This window comes from Streptomyces sp. NPDC048361 (genome assembly GCF_040651795.1).
Taxonomy (GTDB): Bacteria; Actinomycetota; Actinomycetes; order Streptomycetales; family Streptomycetaceae; genus Streptomyces.
This window is the reverse complement of the sequence record NZ_JBEZKW010000023.1, coordinates 1-25,765: the sequence shown is the minus strand read 5'-3', so window position 1 is coordinate 25,765 and position 25,765 is coordinate 1. Positions and strand designations below refer to the sequence as shown.

General features: G+C 72.1%; 24 protein-coding genes and 1 pseudogene. 10 read left to right on the top strand and 15 right to left on the bottom strand.

The genetic code is table 11. The annotated features are described in order from the left end of the window. Positions 1–133: 133 nt before the first annotated feature. Together AB0D31_RS15750 and AB0D31_RS15745 are read left to right on the top strand one after the other, a co-directional pair. The gene (locus AB0D31_RS15750) at positions 134–673 is read left to right on the top strand and encodes a hypothetical protein (protein ID WP_362722473.1); all 540 of its coding nucleotides are present in this window, start codon (positions 134–136) and stop codon (positions 671–673) included. Positions 674–855: 182 nt separating this feature from the next. Continuing rightward, positions 856–1,395 carry a bacterial proteasome activator family protein gene (locus AB0D31_RS15745; RefSeq protein ID WP_362722471.1) on the top strand — a complete coding sequence of 180 codons (540 nt, stop codon included), beginning with the start codon at positions 856–858 and terminating at the stop codon, positions 1,393–1,395. 204 nt (positions 1,396–1,599) lie between these two features. Here AB0D31_RS15745 and AB0D31_RS15740 read toward each other — a convergent pair whose 3' ends face one another. The 7 genes from AB0D31_RS15740 to pdhA all read right to left on the bottom strand — a co-directional run bounded on the left by AB0D31_RS15740 (position 1,600) and on the right by pdhA (position 9,783). Further along, positions 1,600–2,577 (bottom strand): NAD(P)H-quinone oxidoreductase, encoded by a 978-nt coding sequence (locus AB0D31_RS15740; RefSeq protein ID WP_362722468.1) that lies wholly within the window; start codon positions 2,575–2,577, stop codon positions 1,600–1,602. Positions 2,578–2,587: 10 nt separating this feature from the next. Further along, positions 2,588–3,676 (bottom strand): potassium channel family protein, encoded by a 1,089-nt coding sequence (locus tag AB0D31_RS15735; RefSeq protein ID WP_362722466.1) that lies wholly within the window; start codon positions 3,674–3,676, stop codon positions 2,588–2,590. Next, entirely contained in the window at positions 3,664–5,022 is a 1,359-nt protein-coding gene (locus AB0D31_RS15730; RefSeq protein WP_362722463.1) for a molybdopterin molybdotransferase MoeA, read from the bottom strand. The genes AB0D31_RS15735 and AB0D31_RS15730 overlap by 13 nt, the downstream gene beginning before the upstream one ends. Then, a complete protein-coding gene (locus AB0D31_RS15725) occupies positions 5,019–5,864 on the bottom strand; it encodes an NTP transferase domain-containing protein (RefSeq protein WP_362722663.1) in 846 nt (281 codons plus the stop codon). Before AB0D31_RS15725 ends, AB0D31_RS15730 begins: the two co-directional genes overlap by 4 nt. A gap of 318 nt (positions 5,865–6,182) precedes the next feature. Next, complete coding sequence (locus tag AB0D31_RS15720; protein ID WP_362722460.1) at positions 6,183–7,628, bottom strand: dihydrolipoamide acetyltransferase family protein; 1,446 nt, start codon at positions 7,626–7,628, stop codon at positions 6,183–6,185. Further along, on the bottom strand, positions 7,628–8,659 hold the full coding sequence (locus AB0D31_RS15715) for an alpha-ketoacid dehydrogenase subunit beta (protein ID WP_362722457.1): 1,032 nt from the start codon (positions 8,657–8,659) through the stop codon (positions 7,628–7,630). The genes AB0D31_RS15720 and AB0D31_RS15715 overlap by 1 nt, the downstream gene beginning before the upstream one ends. Further along, complete coding sequence (gene pdhA / locus AB0D31_RS15710) at positions 8,659–9,783, bottom strand: pyruvate dehydrogenase (acetyl-transferring) E1 component subunit alpha (RefSeq protein WP_362722455.1); 1,125 nt, start codon at positions 9,781–9,783, stop codon at positions 8,659–8,661. The genes AB0D31_RS15715 and pdhA overlap by 1 nt, the downstream gene beginning before the upstream one ends. A 180-nt stretch (positions 9,784–9,963) precedes the next feature. On the opposite strand from pdhA, the gene AB0D31_RS15705 reads away from it, so the two are divergent. Further along, positions 9,964–10,452, top strand: coding sequence for an Lrp/AsnC family transcriptional regulator (locus tag AB0D31_RS15705; RefSeq protein ID WP_362722452.1), 489 nt, complete (start codon positions 9,964–9,966; stop codon positions 10,450–10,452). 69 nt (positions 10,453–10,521) lie between these two features. Here AB0D31_RS15705 and AB0D31_RS15700 read toward each other — a convergent pair whose 3' ends face one another. From AB0D31_RS15700 to AB0D31_RS15690, 3 genes are read right to left on the bottom strand one after another with little or no spacing between them, the layout of a single operon-like run. Beyond that, positions 10,522–11,334: an alpha/beta hydrolase gene (locus AB0D31_RS15700; RefSeq protein ID WP_362722449.1), complete on the bottom strand. Its 813-nt coding sequence runs from the start codon at positions 11,332–11,334 to the stop codon at positions 10,522–10,524. A 49-nt stretch (positions 11,335–11,383) separates the two neighbouring features. Next, complete coding sequence (locus tag AB0D31_RS15695) at positions 11,384–11,977, bottom strand: TetR/AcrR family transcriptional regulator (protein WP_362722446.1); 594 nt, start codon at positions 11,975–11,977, stop codon at positions 11,384–11,386. Continuing rightward, positions 11,974–13,629 carry a 3-hydroxyacyl-CoA dehydrogenase gene (locus tag AB0D31_RS15690; protein WP_362722443.1) on the bottom strand — a complete coding sequence of 552 codons (1,656 nt, stop codon included), beginning with the start codon at positions 13,627–13,629 and terminating at the stop codon, positions 11,974–11,976. The genes AB0D31_RS15695 and AB0D31_RS15690 overlap by 4 nt, the downstream gene beginning before the upstream one ends. Before the next feature lie 200 nt (positions 13,630–13,829). Between AB0D31_RS15690 and paaN the strand changes: the two genes are divergently transcribed. Next, a complete protein-coding gene (paaN, locus tag AB0D31_RS15685; protein WP_362722440.1) occupies positions 13,830–15,494 on the top strand; it encodes a phenylacetic acid degradation protein PaaN in 1,665 nt (554 codons plus the stop codon). 191 nt (positions 15,495–15,685) lie between these two features. On the opposite strand, the gene AB0D31_RS15680 is transcribed toward paaN, so the two are convergent. The 3 genes and pseudogenes from AB0D31_RS15680 to AB0D31_RS15670 form a co-directional block, all read right to left on the bottom strand. After that, on the bottom strand, positions 15,686–16,363 hold the full coding sequence (locus tag AB0D31_RS15680; RefSeq protein WP_362722661.1) for a TrmH family RNA methyltransferase: 678 nt from the start codon (positions 16,361–16,363) through the stop codon (positions 15,686–15,688). Positions 16,364–16,482: 119 nt separating this feature from the next. Then, positions 16,483–17,664 carry an HTTM domain-containing protein gene (locus tag AB0D31_RS15675; protein ID WP_362722658.1) on the bottom strand — a complete coding sequence of 394 codons (1,182 nt, stop codon included), beginning with the start codon at positions 17,662–17,664 and terminating at the stop codon, positions 16,483–16,485. A 335-nt stretch (positions 17,665–17,999) separates the two neighbouring features. Further along, a pseudogene (locus AB0D31_RS15670) lies at positions 18,000–18,656 on the bottom strand (DUF5819 family protein); the annotation flags it as partial. 402 nt (positions 18,657–19,058) lie between these two features. Here AB0D31_RS15670 and paaA point away from each other — a divergent pair. The 6 genes from paaA to AB0D31_RS15640 all read left to right on the top strand — a co-directional run bounded on the left by paaA (position 19,059) and on the right by AB0D31_RS15640 (position 24,226). After that, entirely contained in the window at positions 19,059–20,051 is a 993-nt protein-coding gene (gene paaA / locus AB0D31_RS15665; RefSeq protein ID WP_362722439.1) for a 1,2-phenylacetyl-CoA epoxidase subunit PaaA, read from the top strand. Then, positions 20,048–20,335, top strand: a complete 288-nt coding sequence (paaB, locus tag AB0D31_RS15660; RefSeq protein ID WP_362722436.1) for a 1,2-phenylacetyl-CoA epoxidase subunit PaaB — start codon at positions 20,048–20,050, stop codon at positions 20,333–20,335. Before paaA ends, paaB begins: the two co-directional genes overlap by 4 nt. Then, a complete protein-coding gene (paaC, locus tag AB0D31_RS15655) occupies positions 20,332–21,051 on the top strand; it encodes a 1,2-phenylacetyl-CoA epoxidase subunit PaaC (protein WP_362722433.1) in 720 nt (239 codons plus the stop codon). Before paaB ends, paaC begins: the two co-directional genes overlap by 4 nt. After that, positions 21,045–21,548 (top strand): 1,2-phenylacetyl-CoA epoxidase subunit PaaD, encoded by a 504-nt coding sequence (gene paaD / locus AB0D31_RS15650; protein ID WP_362722430.1) that lies wholly within the window; start codon positions 21,045–21,047, stop codon positions 21,546–21,548. The genes paaC and paaD overlap by 7 nt, the downstream gene beginning before the upstream one ends. Beyond that, positions 21,549–22,601 (top strand): 2Fe-2S iron-sulfur cluster-binding protein, encoded by a 1,053-nt coding sequence (locus AB0D31_RS15645; RefSeq protein WP_362722428.1) that lies wholly within the window; start codon positions 21,549–21,551, stop codon positions 22,599–22,601. 461 nt (positions 22,602–23,062) lie between these two features. After that, positions 23,063–24,226, top strand: coding sequence for an acyl-CoA dehydrogenase family protein (locus AB0D31_RS15640; RefSeq protein WP_362722656.1), 1,164 nt, complete (start codon positions 23,063–23,065; stop codon positions 24,224–24,226). A 158-nt stretch (positions 24,227–24,384) separates the two neighbouring features. Here the strand turns inward: AB0D31_RS15640 and AB0D31_RS15635 are convergent, their stop codons facing one another. Continuing rightward, a complete protein-coding gene (locus tag AB0D31_RS15635; protein ID WP_362722425.1) occupies positions 24,385–24,729 on the bottom strand; it encodes a rhodanese-like domain-containing protein in 345 nt (114 codons plus the stop codon). Between the two features lie 44 nt (positions 24,730–24,773). Continuing rightward, entirely contained in the window at positions 24,774–25,568 is a 795-nt protein-coding gene (locus tag AB0D31_RS15630; RefSeq protein ID WP_362722654.1) for a J domain-containing protein, read from the bottom strand. Positions 25,569–25,765 lie beyond the last annotated feature (197 nt).

The following is a 25,765-nucleotide window of genomic DNA, read 5'->3' as shown; positions in this document are numbered from 1 at the left end:
GGCAGCGGGCCGCGTTGCCCGGCCCATTCGGCGCAGGCCGGGTGGTTCCCGGGATGCCGCGCAACTCGCCCCGTGTGACGCTGATTCGGCCACCTCAGGCGATCCTGCGCATCCGTACGGGAAGGGGCCCGCCATGGCTCCAGGGGTCCGGTCGCTCACCGCGGCCGTTTCACTGACAGGAGTGCTGCTTCTGACGCCCCTGCCCCTCGCGGTCGCCGTCGGCGACCCGACGCCCAGCGCGTCCGCGACCCCGTCCGGCACCACTCGCCCTTCGCCGTCGCCCTCGCCCTCGGAGGCGTCCCCGTCCCGGACGGCCGACGGCGACCAACATCTCGCGGGCAGCCGGGCCGGCGTCGGCCGGATACGGCCGGGCCGCGTCGACACCCAGTACCCCGCCGTCTCCGACGCCTCCGAGGACCTGGCCCCGGTTCTCCCGCAGACGGACCCGCAGGCACCCGCGGGGAGCCCGGCCCCGCAACCCTCGCAGCCGGCGCCACCGCCAACGCCCGCCGCCACGGGCGCGCCGCCACGCACACAGCCCCGCCACCATCAGTCGCCGCAGGCCGGCGCCACCGAATCCGATCTGCGCTACCACGTCCTCTCCCTGGGAGCGGGCCTGGCGCTGACCGGGCTGGGACTCGGTTTCCTGGCACTGCGGCTCCGGCGGCCCTGACACCGAACTGCGCGGCCCGACACGAAAGCCACGGCCCCGCCTGTCTCTCACGGCAGGTGGAACGGGCCGCGTTTCACGTGAAACACGGCCCGTTCGGCCGGAATCGAGGCCCCCAGGCGGTGGATCACCGCTTCCCGGGGGCACAACGGGATGTGAGGCACGTGTGCGAGAGAATGGGCGGCATGGAGATGCCGAGGAACGATAAGTCGCCGGAGAGCCCCCACATCCTGGTCGTAGGCCAGGACGGCATGGCCATCGGCGGTGGAGACGACGAGTCCCGCGAGGTCCCGGTGACGGAGATGGTCGAACAGCCCGCGAAGGTCATGCGGATCGGCAGCATGATCAAGCAGCTCCTCGAGGAAGTCCGCGCGGCTCCTCTCGACGAGGCGAGCCGCGTACGCCTGAAGAACATTCACGCCTCGTCCGTGAAGGAACTGGAAGACGGCCTGGCGCCGGAGCTGGTCGAAGAACTGGAGCGGCTCTCCCTTCCCTTCACCGAGGAGGCGATTCCCTCCGAGGCCGAACTGCGCATCGCGCAGGCCCAGTTGGTGGGCTGGCTCGAAGGGCTCTTCCACGGCATCCAGACGGCGCTGTTCGCCCAGCAGATGGCGGCGCGCGCCCAGTTGGAGCAGATGCGCCGCGCGCTGCCGCCCGGTGTGTCGCACGACGAGGACGACGAGGGCGGCCCGCACGCGGGCGCCCGCTCGGGCCCGTACCTGTAGTCCGGGCATCCGTCAGAAGTAAGGGGGGCGCCTTTCAGCGCCCCCCTTTTACGCATTTTCTATTGCGGATCTTCCGTTCTGGTACGCGTCTTCTGTTGCGGATCTTCCGTTCTGGGTCTTCTCGCGCGCCCGCTGTTGCGCCACCTTGCGCGTCTTCTGTCCTGCGCCTACGGCGGTGCGCCTTCGTGCGTGCCTTCTTGTGCGTCAGGCCGTCAGCAGGATCTTTCCGATGTGCTGCGAGGATTCGAGCACCCGGTGGCCCTCGGACGCGTCCGCCAGCGGCACCGTCCGGTCCACCACGGGCCGTACGCCGCCTCCGGCGATGAGCGGCCACACGTGTTCCCGCACGGCCGCCACGATCGCCGCCTTCTCCGACGCGGGCCGGCCTCGCAGCGAGGTGGCGGTGACCGCTGCCCGCTTGGTGAGCAGCGCGCCCAGGTTCAGCTCGCCCTTGGCGCCGCCCTGAAGCCCGATCACCGCGAGCCGTCCGTTGACGGCCAGCGCCCGTACGTTCCGCTCCAGGTACTTCGCGCCCATGATGTCGAGGATGACATCGGCACCGATCCCGTCGGTGGCCTTCAACACCTCGTCCACGAAGTCCTGCTCGCGGTAGTCGATCAGGATGTCGGCGCCCAGCTCCGCACAGCGCTCCAGCTTGGCCCGGCCGCCCGCCGTAACCGCGACCTTGGCCCCGATCGCCTTGCCGAGCTGGATCGCCATCGTGCCGATTCCGCTCGAACCGCCGTGCACGAGGAGCGTCTCGCCGGGACGCAGGTGGGACACCATGAAGACGTTGGACCATACGGTGCAGACGACCTCCGGCAGCGCCGCCGCCTCGACCAGCCCCACACCCTCGGGAACGGGCAGCAGCTGTCCGGTCGGTACGGCCACCCGCTGGGCATAGCCGCCGCCGCTCAGCAGCGCACACACCTCGTCGCCGACGCTCCACCCGGACACGCCGGGCCCCAGCGCGGCGATCCGCCCGGAACACTCCAGGCCCGGGTAGGGGGACGCGCCGGCGGGCGGATTGTAGAAGCCCTGCCGCTGAAGCACATCGGCACGGTTGACGGCGGCCGCGGCCACCTCGACGAGGACCTCGCCCTCGCCCGGTACGGGATCGGGGACCTCGGCCCAGACCAGCGCCTCGGGACCGCCCGGCTCAGGAATCGTGATCGCATACATGCCTGCGACGCTACTCCGGCCGGCCCTCCACCGGCGCGCCACCGGCTCGTACGATCGTGATGAGCCGGTCCGTCAGCTGGAGCGGGCTCGCCCTGGCGTCGTCGTACGCCAGCAGCCGGTGCCCGCGCACCACGCTCACCACCAGGTCTTCGGTCTCCCGCACCCCACGCCCGACCTCGCTCTTGCGCACGGGCCGCTCCACCATGTCGAGCCCGCTGCCCTGCTGGATCAGGTCCTCCATCACGGTGCCGGCGCTCGGGCTGAGCACGGACAGGCCGAGGAGACGGCCGGCGGCGCTGGCGCTGGTGATGACGGCGTCCGCGCCGGACTGGCGCAGGAGCGGCGCGTTCTCCTCCTCGCGTACCGCTGCGACGATCTTGGCGCCACGGTTGAGCTGGCGGGCCGTCAGCGTGACAAGGACCGCGGTGTCGTCGCGCTGGGTGGCGATGACGATCTGGCGCGCCCTCTGCAACTCGGCGCGCAACAGCACGTCGCTTCGGGTTGCGTCGCCGAGGACTCCGGCGAACCCTTCGGTGTTGGCGGCCTCGATCACTTTCGCGCTCGGGTCGACGACGACGACCTGATCCTTCTTCAGGCCCCTCGCGCACAGGGTCTGGATCGCCGAACGGCCCTTCGTCCCGAAGCCGATGACGACGGTGTGCTCTCGCAATTGGGCCTTCCAGCGGTTGAGCCGCCACTCCTCGCGGGTCCGTTCGGTGAGAACTTCGAGAGTGGTTCCGACGAGGATGATCAGGAACAGCACGCGCAGGGGCGTGACCAGCAAGATGTTGGTCAGCCGCGCACTGTCGCTGTACGGAACGATGTCGCCGTAGCCCGTCGTGGAGAGGGTGACGGTGGCGTAGTAGACGGCGTCGAGGAAGTCGACCTTGCCGTTGGCGTTGTCGTGGTAGCCGCCGCGGTCGATCCAGACGATGAGCGTGGTCAGGGCCAGCACGGCGAGCGCCATGAGCAGCCGTTTCGCGACCTGGCGCAGGGGCCGGTCGACGACCCGGCGGGGCAGCTGCACCCGCCGGGTGATGAGGTGTTCGCCCGCCTGCCGTGCCATCGCGTCGTGGCCGGGCAGTTTCACGTGAAACATCCATCGCCGGAACCGGTGTGGGCCCACGGCAGATCCAGGATCTCGACCTCTTGGCCGGCCCGCGCGCCGCCGGGCGGCACCACTGCCAGACCGTCGGCCGCCGCGACTCCGCGCAGCATGGCCGGCCCGTTGTAGTGCAGTGGCAGCACCCATTCCGCGCGGTGCACCACCGGAACGAGCCGGGTGTCGTGCGGATGTCCCTGCACCTCGTTGCGGAGGGGCGCGGTGTACGCCACCGGCCGTGGCCGGTGCGCGAGTTCACGCAGCAACGGCTCGGCCAGGGTGAGGAGCCCGGAGACCGCGGCGAGTGGATTGCCGGGCAGCCCGACCAGGTGTTTGCCCACGCCGATCTGCGCGAGCAGCATGGGGTGTCCGGGCCGCACGGCCACCCCGTCGACGAGAAGCTCGGCACCCGCCTTGTGCAGCACGGGGTGGACATGGTCGACCGGTCCGGACGCGGTGCCGCCCGTCGTGATGACGAGGTCGGCCGATGAGCCGGTGACCGCGGCGAGCAGCGCGCCAGCGTCGTCCTTCAGCCGGCGGGTCGCGATGACGTCCGCACCCAGCGCACGGAGCCAGAACCCGAGCATCGGGCCCAGTGCGTCGCGGATGAGGCCGTCGTGGGGGAGGCCCTGGGTGAGCAGCTCGTCGCCCAGCACGAGCACCTCGACGCGTGGCCTCGGCACGGTGGCCAGTTCGTCGTAGCCTGCCGCCGCGGCCAGGCCGAGCACGGCCGGGGTGACCAGCGCGGTGGCGGGCAGCAGCACGTCTCCCGAGCGGCACTCCTGGCCGCGTGGGCGGATGTCCTGGCCGTGCAGCACCACACGGTCGGCCTGGAGCAGGCTGCGTGCCTCGTCGAAGCGGGCGTGTTCGCTGCGGATCACCGCGGTGGCGCCCGCCGGGGTGCGGGCGCCGGTGGCGATGCGTACGCCTTCGCCGTCGGCGAGCGGGCCGGGCGCGGCGTGCCCGGCGAGGACGCCGCCGTCCTGCACGGCCCAGGGGCCCGGCCCCGCGACGGCCCAGCCGTCCATGGCGGAGGTGTCGAAGGACGGCAGGTCCGTGAGGGCGGCGAGCGGCTCGGTGAGGGTCTCACCCAGTGCCTGGTCCAGCGGAACGCGATGAGCGCGCGGCGGCGCGGAACGGCCGGTCCGAGCCGCGACGGCCCGTGCGTCGCCCCAGGAGGAGGCGCGGCGGTGGGGCGCGGCGGTCGCGCCGGGCGCCGGGGGCTCGGCCCGGTCCTGGCCGGCGGGCCCGGTTCCGCGCCGCGGGGCGGTGGGCCCGGTGTCGCGCAGCAGGGCGAGGGCCTCGTCGGATCCGTCGTCCGCCGCCGGGCTCCGGGCGGTCATCCGGCGTCGTTCTTCGGGTTGTCGGCGGCTCCGGCCTCGGCAGCCCAGCGGTTGGCGAGCGCGGCCGCCTTGCGTGCCGCGTCCACCACGTCCTTGCCTTCGCCTCCGGCCTTCGCGGCCGCGTAACCCACCAGGAAGGTGGTGAGGGGGGCGGCGGGCCGGGCCACGCCGTGGGCGGCGTCCCTGGCCAGGTCGAGCAGGACGCCGGTGTCGACGTCCAGTTCGATGCCGAGTTCGTCCTTGACTGCGGTGATCCATTCGTCCAGCACGCCCCCATGGTCCCTGATCCTGGCGCGCGCGGCGGCGAGGTCCTCCCAGGTGTCGCAGTCGAACGAGGCTAGGGGGTCCGCGCTGATACGGGTGAGGTCGAGTCGGCGGGTGAGCCGCCGTAGCGGGAGGCCGGTGAGCGAGCCGTGCTCGGCGGCGATCGCCGCCAGTCCGCGGCGGAGCGGTTCGGCGCGGTAGACGGCGACCAGCGGCTGGTCGCGGCCGTCGGCGTCGGTGCAGAGCGCGCCGTCGCGGCCGGTGCGGCGCACCTCGGCGAGGAGCGCCGCGACGGTCGGCGCGCCGAGGAACGGCAGATCGGCCGAGAGCACGAGCACGCTCCCGGCCGCTGTGTGCCGTACGCCGGCGTCGAGTGCGGCCAGCGGGCCGCCCCCGGCCGGCTCTTCACGGGCCCAGGTCACCGGCCGCGCGGTGGCGCGCCGGCCGCCGACCACGACGGTGGTGGCGGCGTCGGGGCAGGCGGAGAGCACCCGGTCGAGCAGAGCCCGGCCGCCCACACTGAGCCCCGGTTTGTCGGCGCCGCGGAGCCGTTTGGCGGCGCCCCCGGCGAGCACCACGGCGTCGTAGGCCGTGTCTGCGGTGCCCTGCCCGGGTTCTGCCGGGCCCCGCTCGGGTTCTGCCTGACCCTGCTCGGGTCCCGTGAAGTCCTGCTCGGGTCCCGTGAAGTCCTGCGCGGGTCCTGCGGAGACCTGCTCGGGTCCCGTGAAGTCCTTCTCGGGTTCTGCGGAGTCCGGCGCGGGTCTTGGGGCGTCCTGCGCGGGTCCGCTGGAGTTCTGCGCGGGCCCTGCGGCGTCATACGCGGTCATCTCCCGAGTATGGGCCGCCGGTCGATCACCGCTACCCCCGTGAACGTCCCGAGTCGACGCGGACGTTGGTCACAAGGAGCGCAGGAGCACCGCCGGGTGTTCCACGCAGTCCGCGACGTAGCGCAGGAAGCCGCCCGCAGTGCCGCCGTCGCACACCCGGTGGTCGAAGGTGAGGGAGAGCTGAACGACCTGGCGGACGGCCAGCTCACCCTCGTACACCCACGGCTTGGGGATGATGCGGCCGACGCCCAGCATCGCGGCCTCGGGATGGTTGATGATCGGCGTGGATCCGTCGACCCCGAACACCCCGTAGTTGTTGAGGGTGAAGGTGCCGCCGGTCAGCTCGCCCGGGGTCAGGGTGCCCGTGCGGGACGCCTCGGTGAGCCGGGCGAGTTCGGCGCCGAGCGAGTCGACGCTGCGGGTGTGGGCGTCGCGGACGACCGGCACGACCAGGCCGCGCTCGGTCTGCGCGGCGAAGCCCAGGTGCACCTCGGGCAGCCGCACGATCTCGCGGGCCGCGAGGTCGACCGTCGAGTTGAGCTCGGGGTACCGCGCGAGCGCCGCCGTGCAGATCCGGGCGAGCAGCGCGAGTACGGACACCTTGGGACCGCCCGCCGCGTTCATGGCGGCGCGCGCCGCCATCAGCTCGGTCGCGTCGGCGTCCACCCAGCAGGTGGCGTCCGGGATTTCGGTGCGGCTGCGGCTGAGCTTGTCGGCGACCGCTCCCCGGATGCCACGCAACGCGATTCGCTCGCCGCCGGCAGAGGAGGTGCCGCGCTGGGAGGCGGCGGCCCCGGGGGTGCCGTCCGCGAGGGCGATGGAGGCCTCGGGCGAGGGGGACGCCGGGGCCTTCATCGCCGACTCCACGTCGGCGCGCAGAATCAGCCCCTCGGGCCCCGTGCCACGCAACGCCCGCAGATCGAGGCCGTGTTCGCGGGCCAGACGGCGTACGAGCGGTGAGATGACCGGCACGGGGCCTGTCGCCCCGGCAGGCGCGGACGCCGCGACCTTCGGCGAGTTCAAGGTCGTTCCCCCGCCGCCACCCGGGGCCGGGGCCTCGACGCGAGCCGGGGCCGCCGCGACGGGCGCCGGGGCCGCGAACGGCGTGGCGGGCCTGATCCGGCCGCGGCGGCGGGCGGTGGCCGCCCCCGTCCCGTAGCCGACGAGCACATTGCCCGAGTACTCGGAGGATTCGGCGTCCGCGGCGGCCTCCCCCACGTGTGCCTCCCCCGCCTGTGCCTCCCGCGTTCCGTCGCCCCCGGCCGGCGCGGGACCGACCGCCACCGTCAACAGGGGTGCGCCGACCGGAAGTTCGGCGCCCTCCTCGCCGAAGCGGGCGGTGACCACTCCCCCGTAGGGGCAGGGCACCTCGACCATCGCCTTGGCGGTCTCCACCTCGACCACGGGCTGGTCCACGGCCACCACGTCGCCGACCGCGACGAGCCAGCGCACGATCTCCGCCTCGGTGAGCCCCTCACCGAGGTCGGGCAGCTTGAACTCCAGCACCTTCGGCATCAGTGCCCCGCCTCCCACTGCAGCCGCGCGACCGCGTCGAGCACCCGGTCCACCCCGGGCAAATGGTGCTTCTCCAGCATCGGCGGCGGATACGGGATGTCGAACCCGGCGACCCGCAGCACCGGCGCCTCCAGATGGTGGAAGCAGCGTTCGGTGACCCGGGCCGCTATCTCGCCGCCGGGGCCGCCGAAACCGGCCGACTCGTGGACCACGACGGCGCGCCCGGTGCGGCGCACCGATGCGCACACCGTCGCGTCGTCGAACGGGACCAGCGAGCGCAGGTCGACGACTTCGAGGTCCCAGCCCTCCTCGCGGGCCGCCTCGGCCGCCTCAAGACACACCGGCACCGACGGCCCGTACGTGATGAGCGTGGCGCTCGTTCCGGCACGGCGCACGACGGCCTTGCCGATGGGCTCGACCGGCGCCGGGTCGTCGGGGGACCAGTCGGACTTCGACCAGTACAGACGCTTGGGCTCCAGGAACACCACCGGGTCGTCCGACGCGATGGCCGCCCGCAGCATCCCGTACGCGTCCTCCACGGTGGAGGGCGTGACGACCTGGAGGCCCGGCGTGGCCATGTAGTAGGCCTCGCTGGAATCGCTGTGGTGCTCCACGCCGCCGATGCCGCCGCCGTAGGGCACCCGCACCACCAGCGGCATCGTCATCGCACCGCGCGTGCGGTTGCGCATCTTGGAGACGTGGCTGATGAGCTGCTCGAACGCGGGGTAGGCGAAGGCGTCGAACTGCATCTCGACGACCGGACGCAGCCCGTACATCGCCATGCCGACGGCCGTGCCGAGGATCCCGGCCTCGGCGAGCGGGGTGTCGGTGCAGCGGTCCTCGCCGAACTCCTTGGCGAGCCCGTCGGTGACCCGGAAGACACCGCCCAGAGTGCCGACGTCCTCACCGAGGACATGCACGGTGGGGTCCTCGGCCATGGCGTCGCGCATCGCGCGCTGGAGCGCCTGCGCCATGGTGGCCGGTTTCTTCGCGGCCTGCCGGCCGTTGGCGCGGTCGGTGACGGTGGCCATCAGCGGGCCTCTGCTTCCAGCTCGGCGCGCAACTGGGCTGCCTGCTCGCGCAGTTGGCCGTTCTGCTCGGCGTACACCTCGGTGAAGAGATCCATGGGGTCGAGGACCGGCTCGGCGTTCATCTGCTCGCGCAGGGCGGCGGCCATGGCCTCGGCGGCCTCGGCCGCGGCGCGGATGCCGTCCTCGTCGAGGATGCCGCGGGCCGTGAGCTCGCCCTCCAGGATGCGGATCGGGTCGTGCTCACGCCAGGCGTCGACCTCGGCCGAGCCCCGGTAGCGCGTCGCGTCGTCGGCGTTGGTGTGCGCCTCCATCCGGTACGTGACCGCCTCGATCAGGGTGGGGCCGCCGCCGCGCCGGGCCCGGGCGACGGCCTCGGAGAGCACCTGGTGCACGGCGGGCGCGTCGTTGCCGTCGACCAGGCGGCCCGGCATGCCGTAGCCGACGGCCTTGTGGGCGAGAGAGGGGGCCGCGGTCTGCTTGGCGAGCGGCACGGAGATCGCGAAGCCGTTGTTCTGCACCAGGAAGACGACCGGCGCCTGCCATACGGCCGCGAAGTTCAGCGCCTCGTGGAAGTCGCCCTCGCTGGTGCCGCCGTCGCCGACCAGGGCGAGCGCCACCACGTCGTCGCCCTTGAGGCGTGCCGCGTGGGCGAGGCCCACCGCGTGCGGGAGCTGGGTGGCGAGCGGGGTGCACAGCGGTGCGATGCGGTGCTCGCGCGGGTCGTAGCCGGTGTGCCAGTCGCCGCGCAGCAGCGTCAGGGCCTGCATGGGGTCCAGGCCGCGGGCGACGGCGGCGAGGGTGTCGCGGTAGCTCGGGAACAGCCAGTCACGCTCCTCCAGGGCGAGGGCCGCGGCGACCTCGCAGGCCTCCTGCCCGGTCGAGGAGGGGTACACGGCGAGGCGGCCCTGCTTGGTGAGGGCGGTGGCCTGCGCGTTGTAGCGGCGGCCACGCACCAGCTCCGCGTACAGCTTCAGCATCAGCGCGCGGTCGAGCTCGGCGCCCGTGCCCAGGACCCGGAAGGGCTCGGGGTCCGGCAGCAGCGGGGCGGGGTCGATGCGGTGCCTCCAGGCGGGTGGAGGGGCCGGCCGGTATGCGGCGGCACCGGGGAGCTCTTGGACCGTCATGCCAATGCACCTCCTTGTGCGGAGCGGACATCCAGGACGGGGCGCGACTGTGACGCCCCTCACCTACCGATTGTTCGGTCGTGGACGCATTTTGGCTACAGGCGCCTTCAGCCTGTGGACAAACGGTTCTCCACAGCCTGAGATGGGAACAGGTCGTCCACAACAGGAAGGCGGGGGGACATGGCAGCTGAACAAATGGCCACCGGCGACGCACGGCCGGTGCCGGCGCGCCCGCTGGACGAGATCGACCACGACATCCTGCGGATTCTCCAGGCGGACGGCCGGGCCTCGATACGGTCCGTGGCCGAGCGGGTGCATGTCTCGCGTGCCAACGCCTACGCCAGGATCAACCGGCTCGTCGAGGACAGCGTGATCCGCGGCTTCACCGCGCGCGTGGACCACGAGAGGGCGGGGCAGGGCGCCGCTGCGTACATCACGCTCAAAATCGTTCAGAACTCATGGCGCACCGTGCGCGAACAGCTCAAACAGCTGCCAGGTGCCGCTCATATCGCCCTGGTGAGCGGAGACTTCGATGTGCTGCTCCTGGTGCACACGCCCGACAACAGGGCCTTGCGCGAACTCGTCCTCACCCGGATCCAGTCCATCCCGGAGGTGCTCTCCACGCGCACCCTGCTGGTGTTCGAGGAGACGGACCTGGACCCGGTGTAGCCCGCTGCCGCGCTGCCGCAGCCGGGTGTCACACAGCCTGGTGCGCCGCGCGATCACGTCGCGTACCGCTCAGGTGCAGTACTTCTTCAGAAAAGCGACCACGGTCTCCCAGGTGCCGGGGCCGGTCAGCAGGCCCACCCCGCGCTGAGCGGAGCCCTCGACGGTCACCAGGCGGTTCTCCGGCGCCCGCGTGCTCGCCGCGCTCAGCTCGCGCGCGGCCGTGACGGACCCGCCGTCCCGGGCACCGGCCAGGTAGAGCACCGGCACAGGGAGCGTCTTGGCGGCGGTCCGCGCGTCCATGGAGCCGTATGTCCCGGGCGCGGACAGCGCGACCAGCGCGTCCGGCTTCAGCGCCATGTGGGCGGCCGCCTGGAGGGTGGCGGTACCGCCCTGGGAGGCGCCCATGAGGAGCAGCTTCCAGGCGCCCTCGCGGCGCAGTGTGGCGGCCGCGCCCTCGATCTCGGCGGCCTCGTCACCGGTCGTGCTGTTGACGGCGAGCACCCGGAAGCCGGCCTTGCCGAGCTCGACGGCCCTGTCCTTCCACTGACAGACGTTCCCGCCCGGCTGATGGGCGAGAACGATCCCGGTATTGCCACTTCCGGTCAGAAAGCCGCCAGTGGGCGATCCCGTCGCGCTGGCGAAGACGACGGAATCCGTCGCGGCCTGCTCGGGTGTCAGACAGCCGAAGGTGTCGCCCTTGACGGGCGCGGTCCGCCCGCCGGGCTGGGCTGCCGCCTTCTTGACGGCCGCCGTCGCCTGCGGCGCGGGGCTCGTCGCGTCGTCGGAGCGGCTCTTGACGCTGCATCCGGCCAGCGTCAGCCCCGCGAGCAGCACCACGGCGCAGAGGGACACAGCGGGCGCAGGAGTTCGCAAGGCAGCCATGTCCGTGGATGGTGATCCGCTTCGGTGGCTCAGTCAACGGGCCCGGGACTCAATGGCCGGTCCGCAACCCCTCGAACGCCATCCGGACCACTGTGTCGGCCACCTGGTCCCCGTCGGCCTCGCCCTCGCGCTGCGGCCGGTACCACTCGACCAGCGAGTTGACCATGCCGAAGAGCAGCCGGGTCGCCAGCCGAATGTCCAGGTCGGCGCGGAGATCACCGTCGGCGACTGCGGCCTTGAGCAGGTCGGCGACGCGCTGGTCGAACTCCCTGCGGCGCTCCATCGCCCAGCGTTCCGTCTTGGTGTTGCCGCGGACACGCAACAGCAGGGTGACGTAGGGGAGTTCCGCCGTCAGGACTTCGACGGTACGCCGAGTGACGTACTCGACCCGCTCGATGGACCGCCCGCGCTGGGCTCCCGGCTCGTCCAGGACGCCGAAGAGACCGTCGATGGCGCGCGTCACGGCCCGGCGCAGCAGCTCTTCCTTGCCGGAAACGTGGTGGTAGATGGACGACTTGGAGATCCCGGCCGCCTTGGACAGGTGCTCCATCGACGTGCCGTCGTAGCCGCGCTCGTTGAAGATCCGGACCGCGACCGTCAGGAGGGTCTCCGGCGTGTAGGTGTCGCGCTTGGCGGTTGTCATGAGCCCGTCTCCTGGTCGCCGGCGTACGCCTGTCGGTACAGGGCGAGCGAGGGCGCGTAGCGGCCGGTGGGGCAGCGCTCGTGGAGCGCCGAGAGCAAGTCGTACGCCCAGTCCTGGCCCAGGCGCCGGTTCCATTCGACGGGACCCAGCGGGTAGTTGACGCCGAGCCGCATCGCGGTGTCGATGTCCTCGGGCGTGGCGACGCCCTTGGCGACGGCGTCCGCGGCGAGGTCGACGAGCATCGCGACCGTACGGGCGACGATCATGCCCGGCACGTCACCGATGACGCTGACCTCCTTGCCGAGCTTCTGGAACAGGCCGACGGCCTCGGCGACGGCGCGCTCGGAGGTGTCCTCGCTCGCGGAGAGCGCGATACGGGTGGCGCCCCGGTAGTCGAGAGCGAGGTCGAAGTACACGACGTCGGCGAACTCGACGGACGTCTTGCCGTCGGCCGGGACGAGTTGTCCATCCCCCGGAAGCTCGATGTAGGGCCCGCCGTCGTTGACGCTCGTCACGTCGATGCCGGCCTCGGTCATCATCGCGACCAGTTCGCGGGCCGGGCCCAGGTCACCGACGACGGTGACCGCCGCGGGCGCCTTCGCGGGCGGGGCGGTGTGCGGCTCGGGACGCCCCACCTCTTTTGAGGGCGCGCCGCCGGTGCGGGCGGCTCCGGGTGCGGCGGGTGCGGCGGGTGCGGGTGCGGCGGGCGCGCCGGGCGTCTCATAGGCGTACCAGCCGCGCCCGCTCTTGCGCCCGTGCAGGCCGGACTCGACCAAGCGGCGCTGGGCCAGGGACGGGGCGAACTTGGGGCTCTGGAAGAAGGATTCCCAGACCGACCGCGTCACCGCCTCGTTGACGTCCTGCCCGATGAGGTCGGTCAGCTCGAAGGGGCCCATCCGGAACCCGCCGCACTCGCGCAGCACCGCGTCGATGGTGGCCGGGTCCGCGCCGCGCTCCTCGTAGACGGCGAAGGCCTCGGCGTAGAAGGGGCGGGCGATGCGGTTGACGATGAACCCGGGGGTGTCGGTGCAGCGCACCGGCGTCTTGCCCCAGGCCTTCGCCGTCTCGTACGCCCGGGTCGCGGCGGCCTCGTCGGTGGCGTGGCCGCTGACGACCTCGACCAGCGGGAGCAGCGGGGCCGGGTTGAAGAAGTGCAGGCCGACGAAGCGGCCGGGGTGCGTGAGCGCCCCCGCGATCGCGGTCACCGACAAGGAGGAGGTGTTGGTGGCGAGCAGGCAGTCGTCGGCCACCACCGCCTCCAAGGCGGTGAACAGCTCCTGCTTGACCGGGAGTTGTTCGAGGACGGCCTCGACGACGAGCGCCGCGTCGGCGAGCTCGGCGAGGTCGGCGAGGTCGGCGGCCGGGTGCAGGCGGCCCAGCGCCGCATCGCGCGCGGCACCGTCCATGCGGCCCTTGTCGACCAGCCTCTCCAGGCGTCCGGCGAGGGCGTCGGCGGCCTCGCGCGCCCGGCCCGGCACGGCGTCATAGAGCCGTACGGGATGTCCGGCGACGAGGGCGACCTGGGCGATGCCCTGCCCCATGGTGCCGGTACCGACGACGGCGACGGTACGGCTCGGCGCGATCGCTGAGGCGCCGGCTCCGGCGACGGTACGGCTCGGCGCGATCGCTGAGGCGCTGGCGGTTTCGGTCATGAACGCGATCCTCCCCTACGGCGTGCCCACGGGCCCGGCGGGCCCCCTTCCGGGGCCGCACGACAGGGGCCGCGGTGGGCGTGGCCGGTAGTTGTCCACAGGTTTCCCCGGGTCCTCTTGTCCCGACCGATCGTTCGGTTACTCTAACGGTGTCCGGCTCTCCCTGCCCAGCTCGACGACTCGACGAGGAGTTGCTCCCCATGCAGCTGACCGAGAAGCACAGGCCCACCCTGGACGGGGCCCTGGAAGCGATCCGCACGCGTGCGTACTGGTCGCCGCACCCGGAGCACCCCAAGGCCTACGGGGAGACGGGCGCCGAGGACGGCAAGGCGGCCTTCGACGCGTTCCTGAACCGCCGCTTCGACCTCGACCAGCCGGGCACCGACGACTGGACGGGCGCCGAAGTCTCGCCCTATGGCATCGAGTTGGGCGTCCAGTACCCGCACCCCGACCTCGACGTACTGCTGCCCGCGATGCGCGCCGGCATGGCCGACTGGCGGGCGGCGGGGCCCGAGACGCGGGCCCTGGTCTGCGTCGAGACCCTCGCCCGCATCGGCGCCCGCACCCACGAGTTCGCGCACGCGGTCATGCACACCAGTGGCCAGGCCTTCATGATGGCGTTCCAGGCCGGCGGCCCGCACGCCCAGGACCGCGGCCTCGAAGCAGTCGCGTACGCCTACCAGGAGCAGACGCGCACCCCGTCGGGCAGCGCCGCCTGGTCCAAGCCGCAGGGCAAGCGCGACCCCCTGGAGCTCACCAAGACCTTCACGCCGGCCGGGCGCGGCATCGCGCTGCTCATCGGCTGCAACACCTTCCCGACGTGGAACGGCTACCCGGGCCTGTTCGCCTCCCTCGCCACCGGCAACCCGGTCCTGGTCAAGCCGCACCCGCGCGCGGTGCTGCCGCTCGCGATGACGGTGAAGGTGGCGCGCGAGGTCCTCGCCGAGGCGGGCTTCGACCCCAACCTGGTGGCGCTCGCCGCCGAGCGGCCCGGCGAGGGCATCGCCAAAACGCTCGCGGTCCGCCCCGAAATCAAGATCATCGACTACACCGGCTCGTCCGTCTTCGGCGACTGGCTGGAGGCCAACGCACGCCAGGCGCAGGTCTACACGGAGAAGGCCGGCGTCAACACGGTGGTCATCGACTCCACCGACAACTACAAGGGCATGCTCGCCAACCTGTCCTTCTCGCTGTCCCTCTACAGCGGCCAGATGTGCACCACCCCGCAGAACCTGCTGATCCCCCGTGACGGCATCACCACCGACGCGGGCAAGAAGAGCTACGACGAGGTGGTGACCGACCTCGCGGGCGCGGTGGGCGGCCTCCTCGGCGACGATGCCCGGGCCAACGCGCTGCTCGGCGCCCTCGTCAACCCGGACGTGAAGTCCCGCCTGGAGGCGGCGTCCGGCCTCGGCGAAGTCGCCCTGCCCTCACGGGAGGTGGCCAACCCCGAGTTCCCGGACGCGGTGGTGCGCACTCCGGTGATCGTCAAGCTGGACGGCGCCAAGTCCGACACGGAGGCCGCCTACCTGTCGGAGTGCTTCGGCCCGGTCTCCTTCGCCGTCGCCGTCGACTCCACGGCCGACGCGGTCGAGCTGCTGCGCCGTACGGTCCGCGACAAGGGCGCCATGACGGTCGGCGCGTACACCACCTCACCCGAGGTGGAGCGCGCGGTCGAGGACGTCTGCCTGGACGAGTCGGCCCAGCTGTCGCTGAATCTGACGGGCGGGGTGTACGTCAACCAGACGGCCGCGTTCTCCGACTTCCACGGCTCGGGCGGCAACCCCGCGGCCAACGCCGCCCTGTGCGACGGGGCGTTCGTGGCCAACCGGTTCCGCGTGGTGGAGGTCCGCAGGCAGGCTTGAGCCGGGCCTCGGTCGGGGGCGGAGGCTCAGGTGAAGGTCCGCGGGCAAGCCTGAACCGGGCCTCGGCCCCGGGCGGGGGCTCAGGTGAAGGTCGGTATCCAAGCCTGAGCCGGGCCTCGGTCGGGGGCGGAGGCTCAGGTGAAGGTCCGCGGGCAAGCCTGAACCGGGCCTCGGCCCCGGGCGGAGGCCCGTCAGTCGGGAATGGCGGCGTGCCTCTGCACCCAGGCGTGCATCGCGATCGCCGCCGCGGCGCCCGCGTTGATGGAGCGCGTGGAGCCGAACTGGGCGATGGAGCACACCATATGCGCGTGCTCACGTGCCTCCTCGGTGAGGCCGGGGCCCTCCTGCCCGAAGAGCAGCACACACCGGCGCGGCAGCTCGATCCGCTCCAGCGGCACCGCGCCGGGCAGATTGTCGATGCCGATGATCGGCACACCCTCCGCCAGGGCCCACGCGGTCAGCGACTCGGTGTCCGGGTGGTGGCGCACATGCTGGTAGCGGTCGGTGACCATCGCGCCGCGCCGGTTCCAGCGCCGTCGACCCACGATGTGGATCTCCTTGGCGAGGAACGCGTTGGCGGTGCGCACCACGGAGCCGATGTTGAAGTCGTGGCCCCAGTTCTCCACGGCCACATGGAAGTCGTGGCGCCGGGTGTCGAGGTCGGCGACGATCGCCTCACGCGTCCAGTACCGGTAGGCATCGACGACATTGCGCCGGTCGCCGTGGGCGAGCAGCTCCGGGTCGTACCGCTCGCCGTCGGGCCAGGGCCGCGGGTGCGGGCCCACGCCGACCTCGGCCGGCCCGAAGCCCTCGTCGTACTGGACGGGCTCACCGGCCAGGGCGGTGTCCTCGGCGGGACCGGTGACCACCTCGGCGGAAGCGGGGCCCTCCGCAGGGGCCGGGGCGGTGTCGTCCACCGGGGCCGGGGCGGTGTCGTCGGCGCGCGCCGGGGTGTTCTTCTCGGCCCGGGCCGGCTGTTCGGTGCTGCTCACCCCACGAGCGTACGGGGCCGTTCGACCTCGTCCGCCCCCTGCCCGCGCCTGCCGCGCCGGCCCGGCAGCCGTGCCTCCCACCGCAGCCGGCCCGCGTACGCGCCCACCCTGCGCAGGAAGGACGTCGGCAGGAACACGGCGTCGGCGGCGATCATCGCGAGCGAGAAGAACGGCAGGCCCAGGAGGACCGCGATGCCGGCGTGCTCCAGCATCATGGCCACGAGCAGCACGTTCTTGACGCGGCGATTGAACAGCGTGAACGGGAACGCCACCTGCACCATGACCGTTCCATAGGTGAGCAGCATCACGATCACCCCGCTCGTGCCCAGCAGGGAGGAGAGTTCGGGCCACGGCGAGAAGTAGTCGAGCTTGAGCGGGTAGAACAGCGCGGTGCCGTCCTGCCAGCGGCTGCCCTGGATCTTGTACCAGCCGGCGGTCGCGTAGACCAGGCAGACCTCCGCCATGATCACGACCATGGCCGCGTTGTGGACGAGGTTGGCGAGGACGTCGAGCAGTGCCCGCGCGTCGGCGTCGGCGTACCGGCGCGCCGCCCACCACAGTCCCTGCACGGCCCACATGCCCCAGAACACGACCCACAGCCACCACTCGCCGCCGCCGAGGACACCGGACCCGGACGTACGCCAGGTGCCGGCCAGCAGCGCGAGTCCGCTCGCCACCCACAACACCGGGCCGACCCGGTCACGGCCGACCCGGTCACGGCAGGCACGGCCCGCCCCGAGTGCGGCGCGGCGTGCGTCCAGCGACCAGACCTGGGCGCACCGCGTGAAGACGAGATAGATCGCCATCAGGTGGATGACGTTGTCACCGCCGTCCCCCACGAAGACGGAGCGATTCTGCAGAGAGAGCACGCCGATCATGAAGACGATGGACATGGTGCGGGTGCGCCAGCCCAGCATCAAGAGCGCGCTGGACACGATGGCGAGCGCGTACACGAACTCGAACCAGACGGTGCTGTCGGTCCACAGGAGCGCGGTGAACGCGTGGTTGCCGTCCACCAGACGGTTGCCGAGGTCCCAGCTCCAGGGCCCGTCGGGACCGTACAGCTCACGCCGGTTGGGCAGCTCACGCAGCAGGAAGAACAGCCAGGTCGCGGAGAAGCCGATCCTCACGACGGCGCTCTGGTACGGGCCGAGGGCGGCGGCCGAAGCGACGCGCACGGCGCGCGCCGCCCACGTCTCGTCGCCGGCGTCCCGCGGCTCGTTGCCGTGGGGGCGTGCCGGGGCGTCGCGGCCGGCCGGGACTTGGCCGCGGGTCAAGTGGTCAAGGCCGGCCGGGGGTTGGCGGTCGGCCGGCTCGTCGTGGCCGGTCGGGGCGTGGCTGCGGGCCAATTTGTCGTGGCCAGCCGGGGCCTGGCTGCGAGCCAATTTGTCGTGGCCGGCCGGGGCCTGGCTGCGGGCCGAGTTGTCGCTGCCGACCAGGGCTTGGCTGCGGGCCGAGTTGTCAGGGCGGACCGGGGCTTGGCCGTCGGCCGGGTCGTCGTGGTCGTGCGGGGTCACCGGTTCGCCTCCGTGTGTGCGTCGCCGGCGCCTTTGGGCAGGTCGGCCGGGCCCACCGTCCACCAGGGGATCACCCGGTAGGACGGCCGGGTGTCGGTCTTCTCGTCGCTCCACGAGGGGCTCTTGACGGAGGTCGTCATGGACCTGAGCTGGATCCGGTCGACGGTGCCGCCGTCGCGGTGCACGCCGAGCCGGAGCATCACGATGCGCCGCAGGTACTGCTCGGAGAGCTCGCCGCGCAGCCCGTTCGGCTTGTTGTCGTCGGTGTGCGAGCCCACGAAGAAGTCCCAGCCTCGGCGCAGTTCGTTCTGCTCGGTGTGGCTGGGCAGCGGATTGTGGCGGATCGCCGCGCCGTCCTGGGCCGAGAAGTCGATCCAGTCGGTGGTTTTGGTGCTGCCGTCCGGCGCCTTGATCTCGGCGCGCGCCTGGACATCGATGTTCTGCTGAAGCGGATTGGGCGCGAAGAGCTTCCAGTTCTGCTCGAACTCGGGGTAGATCCAGTCGTCCACCGCGGTGCCGTACTGCTTGCTGACGGTGTTGGACGGTGCGACGTGCAGGAACACCATGCCGATCTGGACGCAGGCGATCACACCGACGAGCGCGAGCCCGACCGCGGCCACGACCTGGTACCGAGGGGGCAGCCCGGCGATTCCCCGAGAGGGGCCGGAGTGAGCGGCGGGGCCTGTCCCGCGGGCCGGGCGGGGGGCGGTATGTCCGTCCTGGGGGGCCGCGGAATCGAAAAGTACGCCGTTTGCCACGCCCGCCGCGGCACCGTTTTCCAGGGCGGACTCCGGGCCCGCAGAGGCATCCGGACGGCTTGTCACCGGCTCGCCGGGGCCGCCCGCACCCACTCCGACCTGCCCCGACGCACTTTCGTCGGCCCTGCCTCCGGCACTGGCCCCGTTCTCGTACGAATCCATCCCGCCCCGATCGGCACCCGCTGAGTTATCCACAGGGTTGACACCCTACGGGCCGTCGACTCACCATTGAAGTCACTGGACCGAACGATCGGTCGGTTGGTAGACCACCGCACAGCAGCTCGGCAGGGGGCCCGAATGACCGGAGTGACCGCGACAGCCACGGCAGCCGCAGAGACCGCCGCGTCGCACCAGGCGGTGTTCGACGCGGCCGTCGCCGCGGACGAGCGGATCGAGCCGCGCGACTGGATGCCCGAGGAGTACCGCTCCTCGCTGGTCCGCCAGATGGCACAGCACGCCCACTCCGAGATCATCGGCATGCAGCCCGAGGCGAACTGGATCACCCGCGCCCCGTCCCTGCGCCGCAAGGCGATCCTGATGGCCAAGGTCCAGGACGAGGCCGGCCACGGCCTGTACCTCTACAGCGCGGCCGAAACACTCGGCACCGGCCGCGACGAGCTCTTGGACAAGCTGCACTCGGGCCGCCAGAAGTACTCCTCGATCTTCAACTACCCCACCCTGACCTGGGCCGACGTCGGCGCGATCGGCTGGCTCGTGGACGGCGCCGCGATCACCAACCAGGTCCCGCTGTGCCGCTGCTCGTACGGTCCGTATGCCCGCGCGATGGTGCGCATCTGCAAGGAGGAGTCCTTCCACCAGCGGCAGGGGTTCGAGCTTCTGCTCGCTCTGTCCCAGGGCACCCCCGAGCAGCACGCCATGGCGCAGGACGCGGTGAACCGCTGGTGGTGGCCCTCGCTGATGATGTTCGGCCCGCCCGACGACGCGTCGGCGCACTCCGCGCAGTCGATGGCCTGGAAGATCAAGCGGCACTCCAACGACGAGCTGCGCCAGCGCTTCGTGGACATAGCGGTGGGCCAGGCCGAAGCCCTGGGGCTCAGCCTGCCCGACCCCGAGCTGCGCTGGAACGAGGAGCGCGGCCACCACGACTTCGGCGAGATCGACTGGACGGAGTTCTGGGCGGTCCTCAAGGGCAACGGCCCCTGCAACGAGCAGCGGATCACCCAGCGCCGCCGGGCCCACGAGGAAGGCGCCTGGGTCCGCGACGCGGCCGTCGCCTACGCCACCAAGCAGCAGCAAGCGCAGCACGCGAACGGAGAGGCAACGGCATGAGCACGCACGACTGGCCGCTGTGGGAGGTGTTCGTGCGCTCGCGCCGCGGGCTCTCCCACACCCACGCGGGAAGCCTGCACGCGCCCGACGCCGAAATGGCCCTGCGCAATGCCCGCGATCTGTACACCCGCAGGTCCGAGGGCATCTCGATCTGGGTCGTGCCGTCCGCGGCGATCAGCGCCTCCTCGCCGGACGAGAAGGACACGTTCTTCGACCCGGCCGCCGACAAGCCTTACCGCCACCCGACGTTCTACGAGATCCCCGAAGGGGTGAAGCACCTGTGACCGCCGCCGTCTCGACGGACGCCGCCCTGGCCCTCGGCGACGACGCACTCGTGCTGTCGCACCGGCTGGGGGAGTGGGCGGGCCACGCCCCCGTCCTCGAAGAAGAAGTCGCCCTGGCCAACATCGCCCTCGACCTGCTCGGCCAGGCGCGAGTTCTGCTCTCCCAGGCCGGCGACGAGGACGAGCTGGCCTACCTCCGCGAAGAGCGGGACTTCCGCAACCTCCAGCTCGTCGAGCAGCCGAACGGCGACTTCGCCCACACCATCGCCCGCCAGCTGTACTTCTCGACGTACCAGCACCTCCTCTACGGCGAACTGGCGCAAGGCGAAGGCGAGTTCACCGCTCTGGCAGCGAAGGCGGTCAAGGAGGTCGACTACCACCGGGACCACGCCGAGCTGTGGACGCTGCGCCTGGGCGACGGCACCGAAGAGAGCCACCGGCGCATGCAGCAGGCGTGCGACGCGCTGTGGCGTTTCACCGGCGAGATGTTCCAGCCGGTCCCCGGCCTCGACGTCGACTGGGCCGGCCTGGACACACAGTGGACGGCATCGGTGACCTCGATCCTGGGCCGGGCCACCCTGACCGTCCCCGAAGGCCCGCGCACCGGCGCCTGGGCGGCGGGGGCCGGCCGACAGGGCCTGCACACCGAGCCGTTCGGGCGGATGCTCGCCGAGATGCAGCATCTGCACCGCAGCCACCCGGGGGCGTCATGGTGACCGATACCCGCCCCACCCCGCTGGAAAGCGAACTGCGGCGCCTCGCGGGCTCCGTTCCCGACCCCGAACTGCCCGTCCTCACCCTCGACGAACTGGGCGTGCTGCGCGGCCTGCGGGTCGAAGCCCCCGGCAGGGTGCGGGTCGAGCTCACCCCCACCTACACCGGCTGCCCCGCCGTCGAAACCATGACGTCGGACATCGAGCGCGTCCTGCACGACCACGGCATCCCGGAGGTGTTGGTCGTACGGGTCCTGTCGCCCGCGTGGTCGACCGACGACATCAGCGCCGAAGGACGCCGCAAGCTCGCCGAGTTCGGCATAGCTCCCCCGCGCCCGCACACTGCCGAGGGCCCGGTCGCGCTCACCCTGTCGGTGCGCTGCCCGCACTGCGGATCCACCGACACCGAACTGCTCAGCCGGTTCTCCTCCACCGCGTGCAAGGCGCTGCGCCGCTGTGTGTCCTGCCGTGAACCGTTCGACCACTTCAAGGAGTTGTAGATGTTCCATCCGCTCCGGGTCAGCGAGGTCGAGCGGCTCACGGACGACGCGATCGCCGTCACCTTCGCCGTGCCGCCCGAGCTCCGCGAGGTCTACCGCCACCTCCCCGGCCAGCATCTCGCCCTGCGCCGCAGCGTGGGCGGCGAGGAGATCCGCCGGACGTACTCGATCTGCGCGCCCGCTGTCGAAGCGCCGGACGAGCCGGTCCTGCGCATCGGAATCCGGGTCGTGGAAGGCGGCGCGTTCTCCACGTACGCCTTCAAGGAACTGGCCGTCGGCGACACCGTCGACGTCATGGAACCGATGGGCCGCTTCGTCCTCCCCCCGCGCCCCGGCCACTTCGCGGCGGTCGTGGGCGGCAGCGGCATCACCCCGGTCCTGTCGATCGCGGCGACGCTGCTCGCGCGCGAGCCCGAGGCACGGTTCTGCCTCGTACGCAGCGACCGCAGCGCCGCGTCGACGATGTTCCTCGACGAGACGGCCGACCTGAAGGACCGTTACCCCGAACGGTTTCAGCTGGTCACCGTATTGTCCCGGGAGGAGCAGCAGTCCGGGCTGCCCTCGGGCCGGCTCGACCGCGAGCGGCTGAGCGCCCTGCTGCCGGCGCTGCTCCCCGTCACCGACATCGACGGCTGGTTCCTGTGCGGGCCTTTCGGCCTCGTCCAGGGAGCCGAGCGGGCGCTGCGCGCGCTCGGCGTCGACCGCAACCGCGTCCACCAGGAGATCTTCCACGTCGACGCGGCGCCGGTGCCGGTGGCCGCCACGGCCGCCCCCTCGCACTCCACTCTCACCGCCACGCTGGACGGCCGCTCGGGCAACTGGCCGGTGCGCGACGGCGAGTCCCTCCTGGAGACGGTGCTGCGCGCCCGCGCGGACGCCCCGTACGCCTGCAAGGGCGGGGTGTGCGGGACGTGCCGCGCCTTCCTGGTCAAGGGCGAGGTGCGGATGGAGCGCAACTTCGCGCTGGAGCCGGAGGAGACGGAGGCGGGCTATGTCCTGGCCTGCCAGTCACACCCCGCCACGGGAGAGGTGGAGCTCGACTTCGACCGGTGAGGCCTGGGGGCTGCCCCCGCGTTCCTCGCTAGGTCCGTCCCCCGCCTCCCCATGTCCCTCCCTCGGCTCCCCGTAGCCGTGCTCCGGCCCAGGTGGCGGCCCTGCCCGAGCGGCAGCCGACGGCGGGGGTGAGGGCGGGGCTGCTTGGGCCAGGCGGGTCGGGCCGGGGCTGGTCTCCCGGGGCAATTCGAGTCCGCCGGCTCCCGCATCGGGCCGGAACCTGTCGCACCGGGTCGGGCGTCGGCTCGGGGTGGGTCGGCCGCGTCGGCTCGGTCGGGCCGGGTCCGGCCGGGCCGTAGTCGGTCGGGGGAGCGTGGCCATTCCCATCCCGTAGAACCTGTTCTATCTTGACGATCCGTCAGATCCTTCAGATCCGTCAGAACCGGAAGGGCATCACGGCGCGCCTTCGCGCCGCGATGCCCCACCCCGGACAAAACCGGTGCACGCGGGAGGACAAGGCCGTGGACTTCACCTTCACCGAGGAGCAGCTGGCAGCCGTCGAGGCTGCCCAAGCCGTCTTCTCCGGCGTCGCGCCCGACGCGGTACCAAGCCCCGCCCTCACCGCGGGCGCCGTCGCCGACGACTTCGACCGTGCCCTGTGGGCCAAGCTCGCCGCGTCCGACCTACTGAGCCTGGTGCTCGACACCGAGTACGGCGGAGCGGGCCTCGACCCCATCGCCCTGTGCCTGCTGTTGCGCGAATCCGCCAAGGTGCTCGCCCGTGTGCCGTTGCTCGAGACCAGCGCAGTCGCCATGACCGTACAGCGGTACGCCCAGGCCGAGTTGAGCCACGATCTGCTGCCCGCCATCGGACGGGGCGACCTCGTCGTCACCGTCGCCGCCAACGGTCGCACCGGCCACGACGGCGCCGAGCTCGCCGTCACCGCCCGCCGGGACGGCGACGGTTGGATCCTGGACGGCACCCAAACCGGAGTGCCATGGGCCCAGACCTGCGACCACGTCGCCGTGCCCGCCCACACCGCCGGCGGTCAGACCGTCCTGGCCCTGGTCCCCCGCGGCCAGCAGGGCATCACCCTCGCCGGCCAGGTCTCCACCAGCGGCGAACGCTTCGCCGAACTCCACCTCGAAGCCGTACGACTCACCGCGTCCGCAGTCATCGAAGCCGACGGCGCCTGGGAATGGCTGCGCCAACTCCTCGCCACCGGAACCTGCGCCCTGGCCCTCGGCCTCGGTCAAGCCGTGCTCACCATGACGAGCCAATACACCGGCAAACGTGAGCAGTTCGGCCACCCCGTGGCCACCTTCCAAGCGGTCGCCGTCCAGGCCGCGGACCGCTACATCGACCTGCGCGCCATGGAAGCCACGCTCTGGCAGGCCGCCTGGCGCATCAGCACCGGCGCCCAAGGATCCCTGCCCGTCGCCGGTGACGTCTCGGTCGCCAAGATCTGGGCCTCCGAGGGCGTACGGCGTGTCGTCCAGACCGCCCAGCATCTGCACGGCGGCTTCGGCGCCGACACCGACTACGCACTCCACCGCTACCACGCCTGGGCCAAGCAACTGGAGCTTTCCCTCGGCTCCGCCGCCGCCCACGAGGAAGCCCTGGGCGACCTGCTCGCCACCCACCCCCTCAGCCAGACCGCTCAGGCCGGGCCGGACCGCTCGTAAGGCAGCGGGCAGGACGCAAAGGAGCCGGCCACAGACCCCTGTCGGACCACGGACCAGCGGGGCGCCATGGGAAGCCGAGCCACAGCCGCTCGGAAGCGGCCCCACGGACAGGCGGCCACAGACAGCCGGGCGACAGACAGCAGACCAGACGCGATGCGTCAGACGACCGTGCCCGGCGCACCCTGCGCGTCGACGACCGTGCGGCCCGCGGCCTCCCACACCTGCATACCGCCGTCGACGTTCACCGCGTCGATCCCCTGCTGCACCAGGTACTGCGTGACCTGAGCCGACCGTCCGCCGACCCGGCACATCACATACGCCCTGCGCCCGTCCGCGACCGCCTCCGTCACCTCACCGAAGCGCGCCACGAACTCGCTCATCGGCACATGCAGCGCACCCTCGGCGTGCCCCGCCGCCCACTCGTCGTCCTCGCGGACATCGAGGACCAGAGCGTCGGCCGGCACCTCGGCGACGTCCACCGAGGGCAGCTGGGCGAAATTCATGGGTCATGCCTTCTCTCATACGAACCCGGCAGGTCCTGCGAACGCTACTGCACCAGCTTCGCCAGCTCCGCCTCACGACCGGCCACCTCGGCCAGCAGCTGCTCGGCGATCTCCTCGAGGAGCCGGTCCGGATCGTCCGGCGCCATCCGCAGCATCGAACCGATCGCGCTGTCCTCCAGCTCCCGGGCGACCAGCGCGAGGAGCTCCTTGCGCCGGCTCAGCCACTCCAGCCGCGCGTACAGCTCCTCGCTCTCGCTGGGCAGCGCCTCCGGCGGCACCGGACCCGCCGCCCACTCCTCGGCCAGCTCCCGCAGCAGCACCTCGTCACCCCGCCCGTACGCGGCGTTGACCCGGGCGATGAACTCGTCCCGCCGCGCCCGCTCGGTGTCGTCCTGCGCCAGATCCGGGTGCGCCTTGCGCGCCAGCTCGCGATAGAGCCTGCGTACTTCTTCGCTCGGCCGGACCCGCTTGGGCGGCCGCACCGGCTGATCGGTGAGCATCGAGGCGGCCTCGGGGGAGAGGCCGTCGGAGTCCATCCAGTCGTGGAAGAGCTCCTCGACCCCCGGCATCGGCATGACCGCCGCCCGCGCCTCCCGCGCCTTGCGCAGGTCCTCGGGGTCGCCGCTCTGCGCCGCCCTGGCCTCGGCGAGCTGCGCGTCCAGTTCATCGAGCCGGGCGTACATCGGGCCGAGCTTCTGGTGGTGCAGACGGGAGAAGTTCTCCACCTCGACCCGGAAGGTCTCCACCGCGATCTCGAACTCGATCAACGCCTGTTCGGCCGCCCGCACCGCGCGCTCCAGCCGGGCCTCGGGCCGCTCGGCCCCGGCCTGCCCGTCCAACGACGCGCCCGGGACACCTCCCGGGGCTACCGGAGTGGTCAGCGGGTCCTCGTTCCGGGCAGTCGTACCGCCGGCAGCTTCGTCCGTCACCGGTCCAGCGTACGGGCGGCGAGGGCGGGGTGGGGGCCCGGGGGCGCCGCCGCGCGCGCCCGGCCCCCCCCCCGCCCCGCCGGGGGCCCCCCCCCCCGCCCCCCCCC

Bases quoted from the DNA above. Each gene is read 5' to 3' on its own strand.
- AB0D31_RS15750 (WP_362722473.1), top strand. From the start codon at position 134: ATGGCTCCAGGGGTCCGGTCGCTCACCGCGGCCGTTTCACTGACAGGA.
- AB0D31_RS15745 (WP_362722471.1), top strand. From the start codon at position 856: ATGGAGATGCCGAGGAACGATAAGTCGCCGGAGAGCCCCCACATCCTG.
- AB0D31_RS15740 (WP_362722468.1), bottom strand. From the start codon at position 2,577: ATGTATGCGATCACGATTCCTGAGCCGGGCGGTCCCGAGGCGCTGGTC.
- AB0D31_RS15735 (WP_362722466.1), bottom strand. From the start codon at position 3,676: ATGTTTCACGTGAAACTGCCCGGCCACGACGCGATGGCACGGCAGGCG.
- AB0D31_RS15730 (WP_362722463.1), bottom strand. From the start codon at position 5,022: ATGACCGCCCGGAGCCCGGCGGCGGACGACGGATCCGACGAGGCCCTC.
- AB0D31_RS15720 (WP_362722460.1), bottom strand. From the start codon at position 7,628: ATGCCGAAGGTGCTGGAGTTCAAGCTGCCCGACCTCGGTGAGGGGCTC.
- AB0D31_RS15715 (WP_362722457.1), bottom strand. From the start codon at position 8,659: ATGGCCACCGTCACCGACCGCGCCAACGGCCGGCAGGCCGCGAAGAAA.
- pdhA (WP_362722455.1), bottom strand. From the start codon at position 9,783: ATGACGGTCCAAGAGCTCCCCGGTGCCGCCGCATACCGGCCGGCCCCT.
- AB0D31_RS15705 (WP_362722452.1), top strand. From the start codon at position 9,964: ATGGCAGCTGAACAAATGGCCACCGGCGACGCACGGCCGGTGCCGGCG.
- AB0D31_RS15700 (WP_362722449.1), bottom strand. From the start codon at position 11,334: ATGGCTGCCTTGCGAACTCCTGCGCCCGCTGTGTCCCTCTGCGCCGTG.
- AB0D31_RS15695 (WP_362722446.1), bottom strand. From the start codon at position 11,977: ATGACAACCGCCAAGCGCGACACCTACACGCCGGAGACCCTCCTGACG.
- AB0D31_RS15690 (WP_362722443.1), bottom strand. From the start codon at position 13,629: ATGACCGAAACCGCCAGCGCCTCAGCGATCGCGCCGAGCCGTACCGTC.
- paaN (WP_362722440.1), top strand. From the start codon at position 13,830: ATGCAGCTGACCGAGAAGCACAGGCCCACCCTGGACGGGGCCCTGGAA.
- paaA (WP_362722439.1), top strand. From the start codon at position 19,059: ATGACCGGAGTGACCGCGACAGCCACGGCAGCCGCAGAGACCGCCGCG.
- paaB (WP_362722436.1), top strand. From the start codon at position 20,048: ATGAGCACGCACGACTGGCCGCTGTGGGAGGTGTTCGTGCGCTCGCGC.
- paaD (WP_362722430.1), top strand. From the start codon at position 21,045: ATGGTGACCGATACCCGCCCCACCCCGCTGGAAAGCGAACTGCGGCGC.
- AB0D31_RS15645 (WP_362722428.1), top strand. From the start codon at position 21,549: ATGTTCCATCCGCTCCGGGTCAGCGAGGTCGAGCGGCTCACGGACGAC.
- AB0D31_RS15635 (WP_362722425.1), bottom strand. From the start codon at position 24,729: ATGAATTTCGCCCAGCTGCCCTCGGTGGACGTCGCCGAGGTGCCGGCC.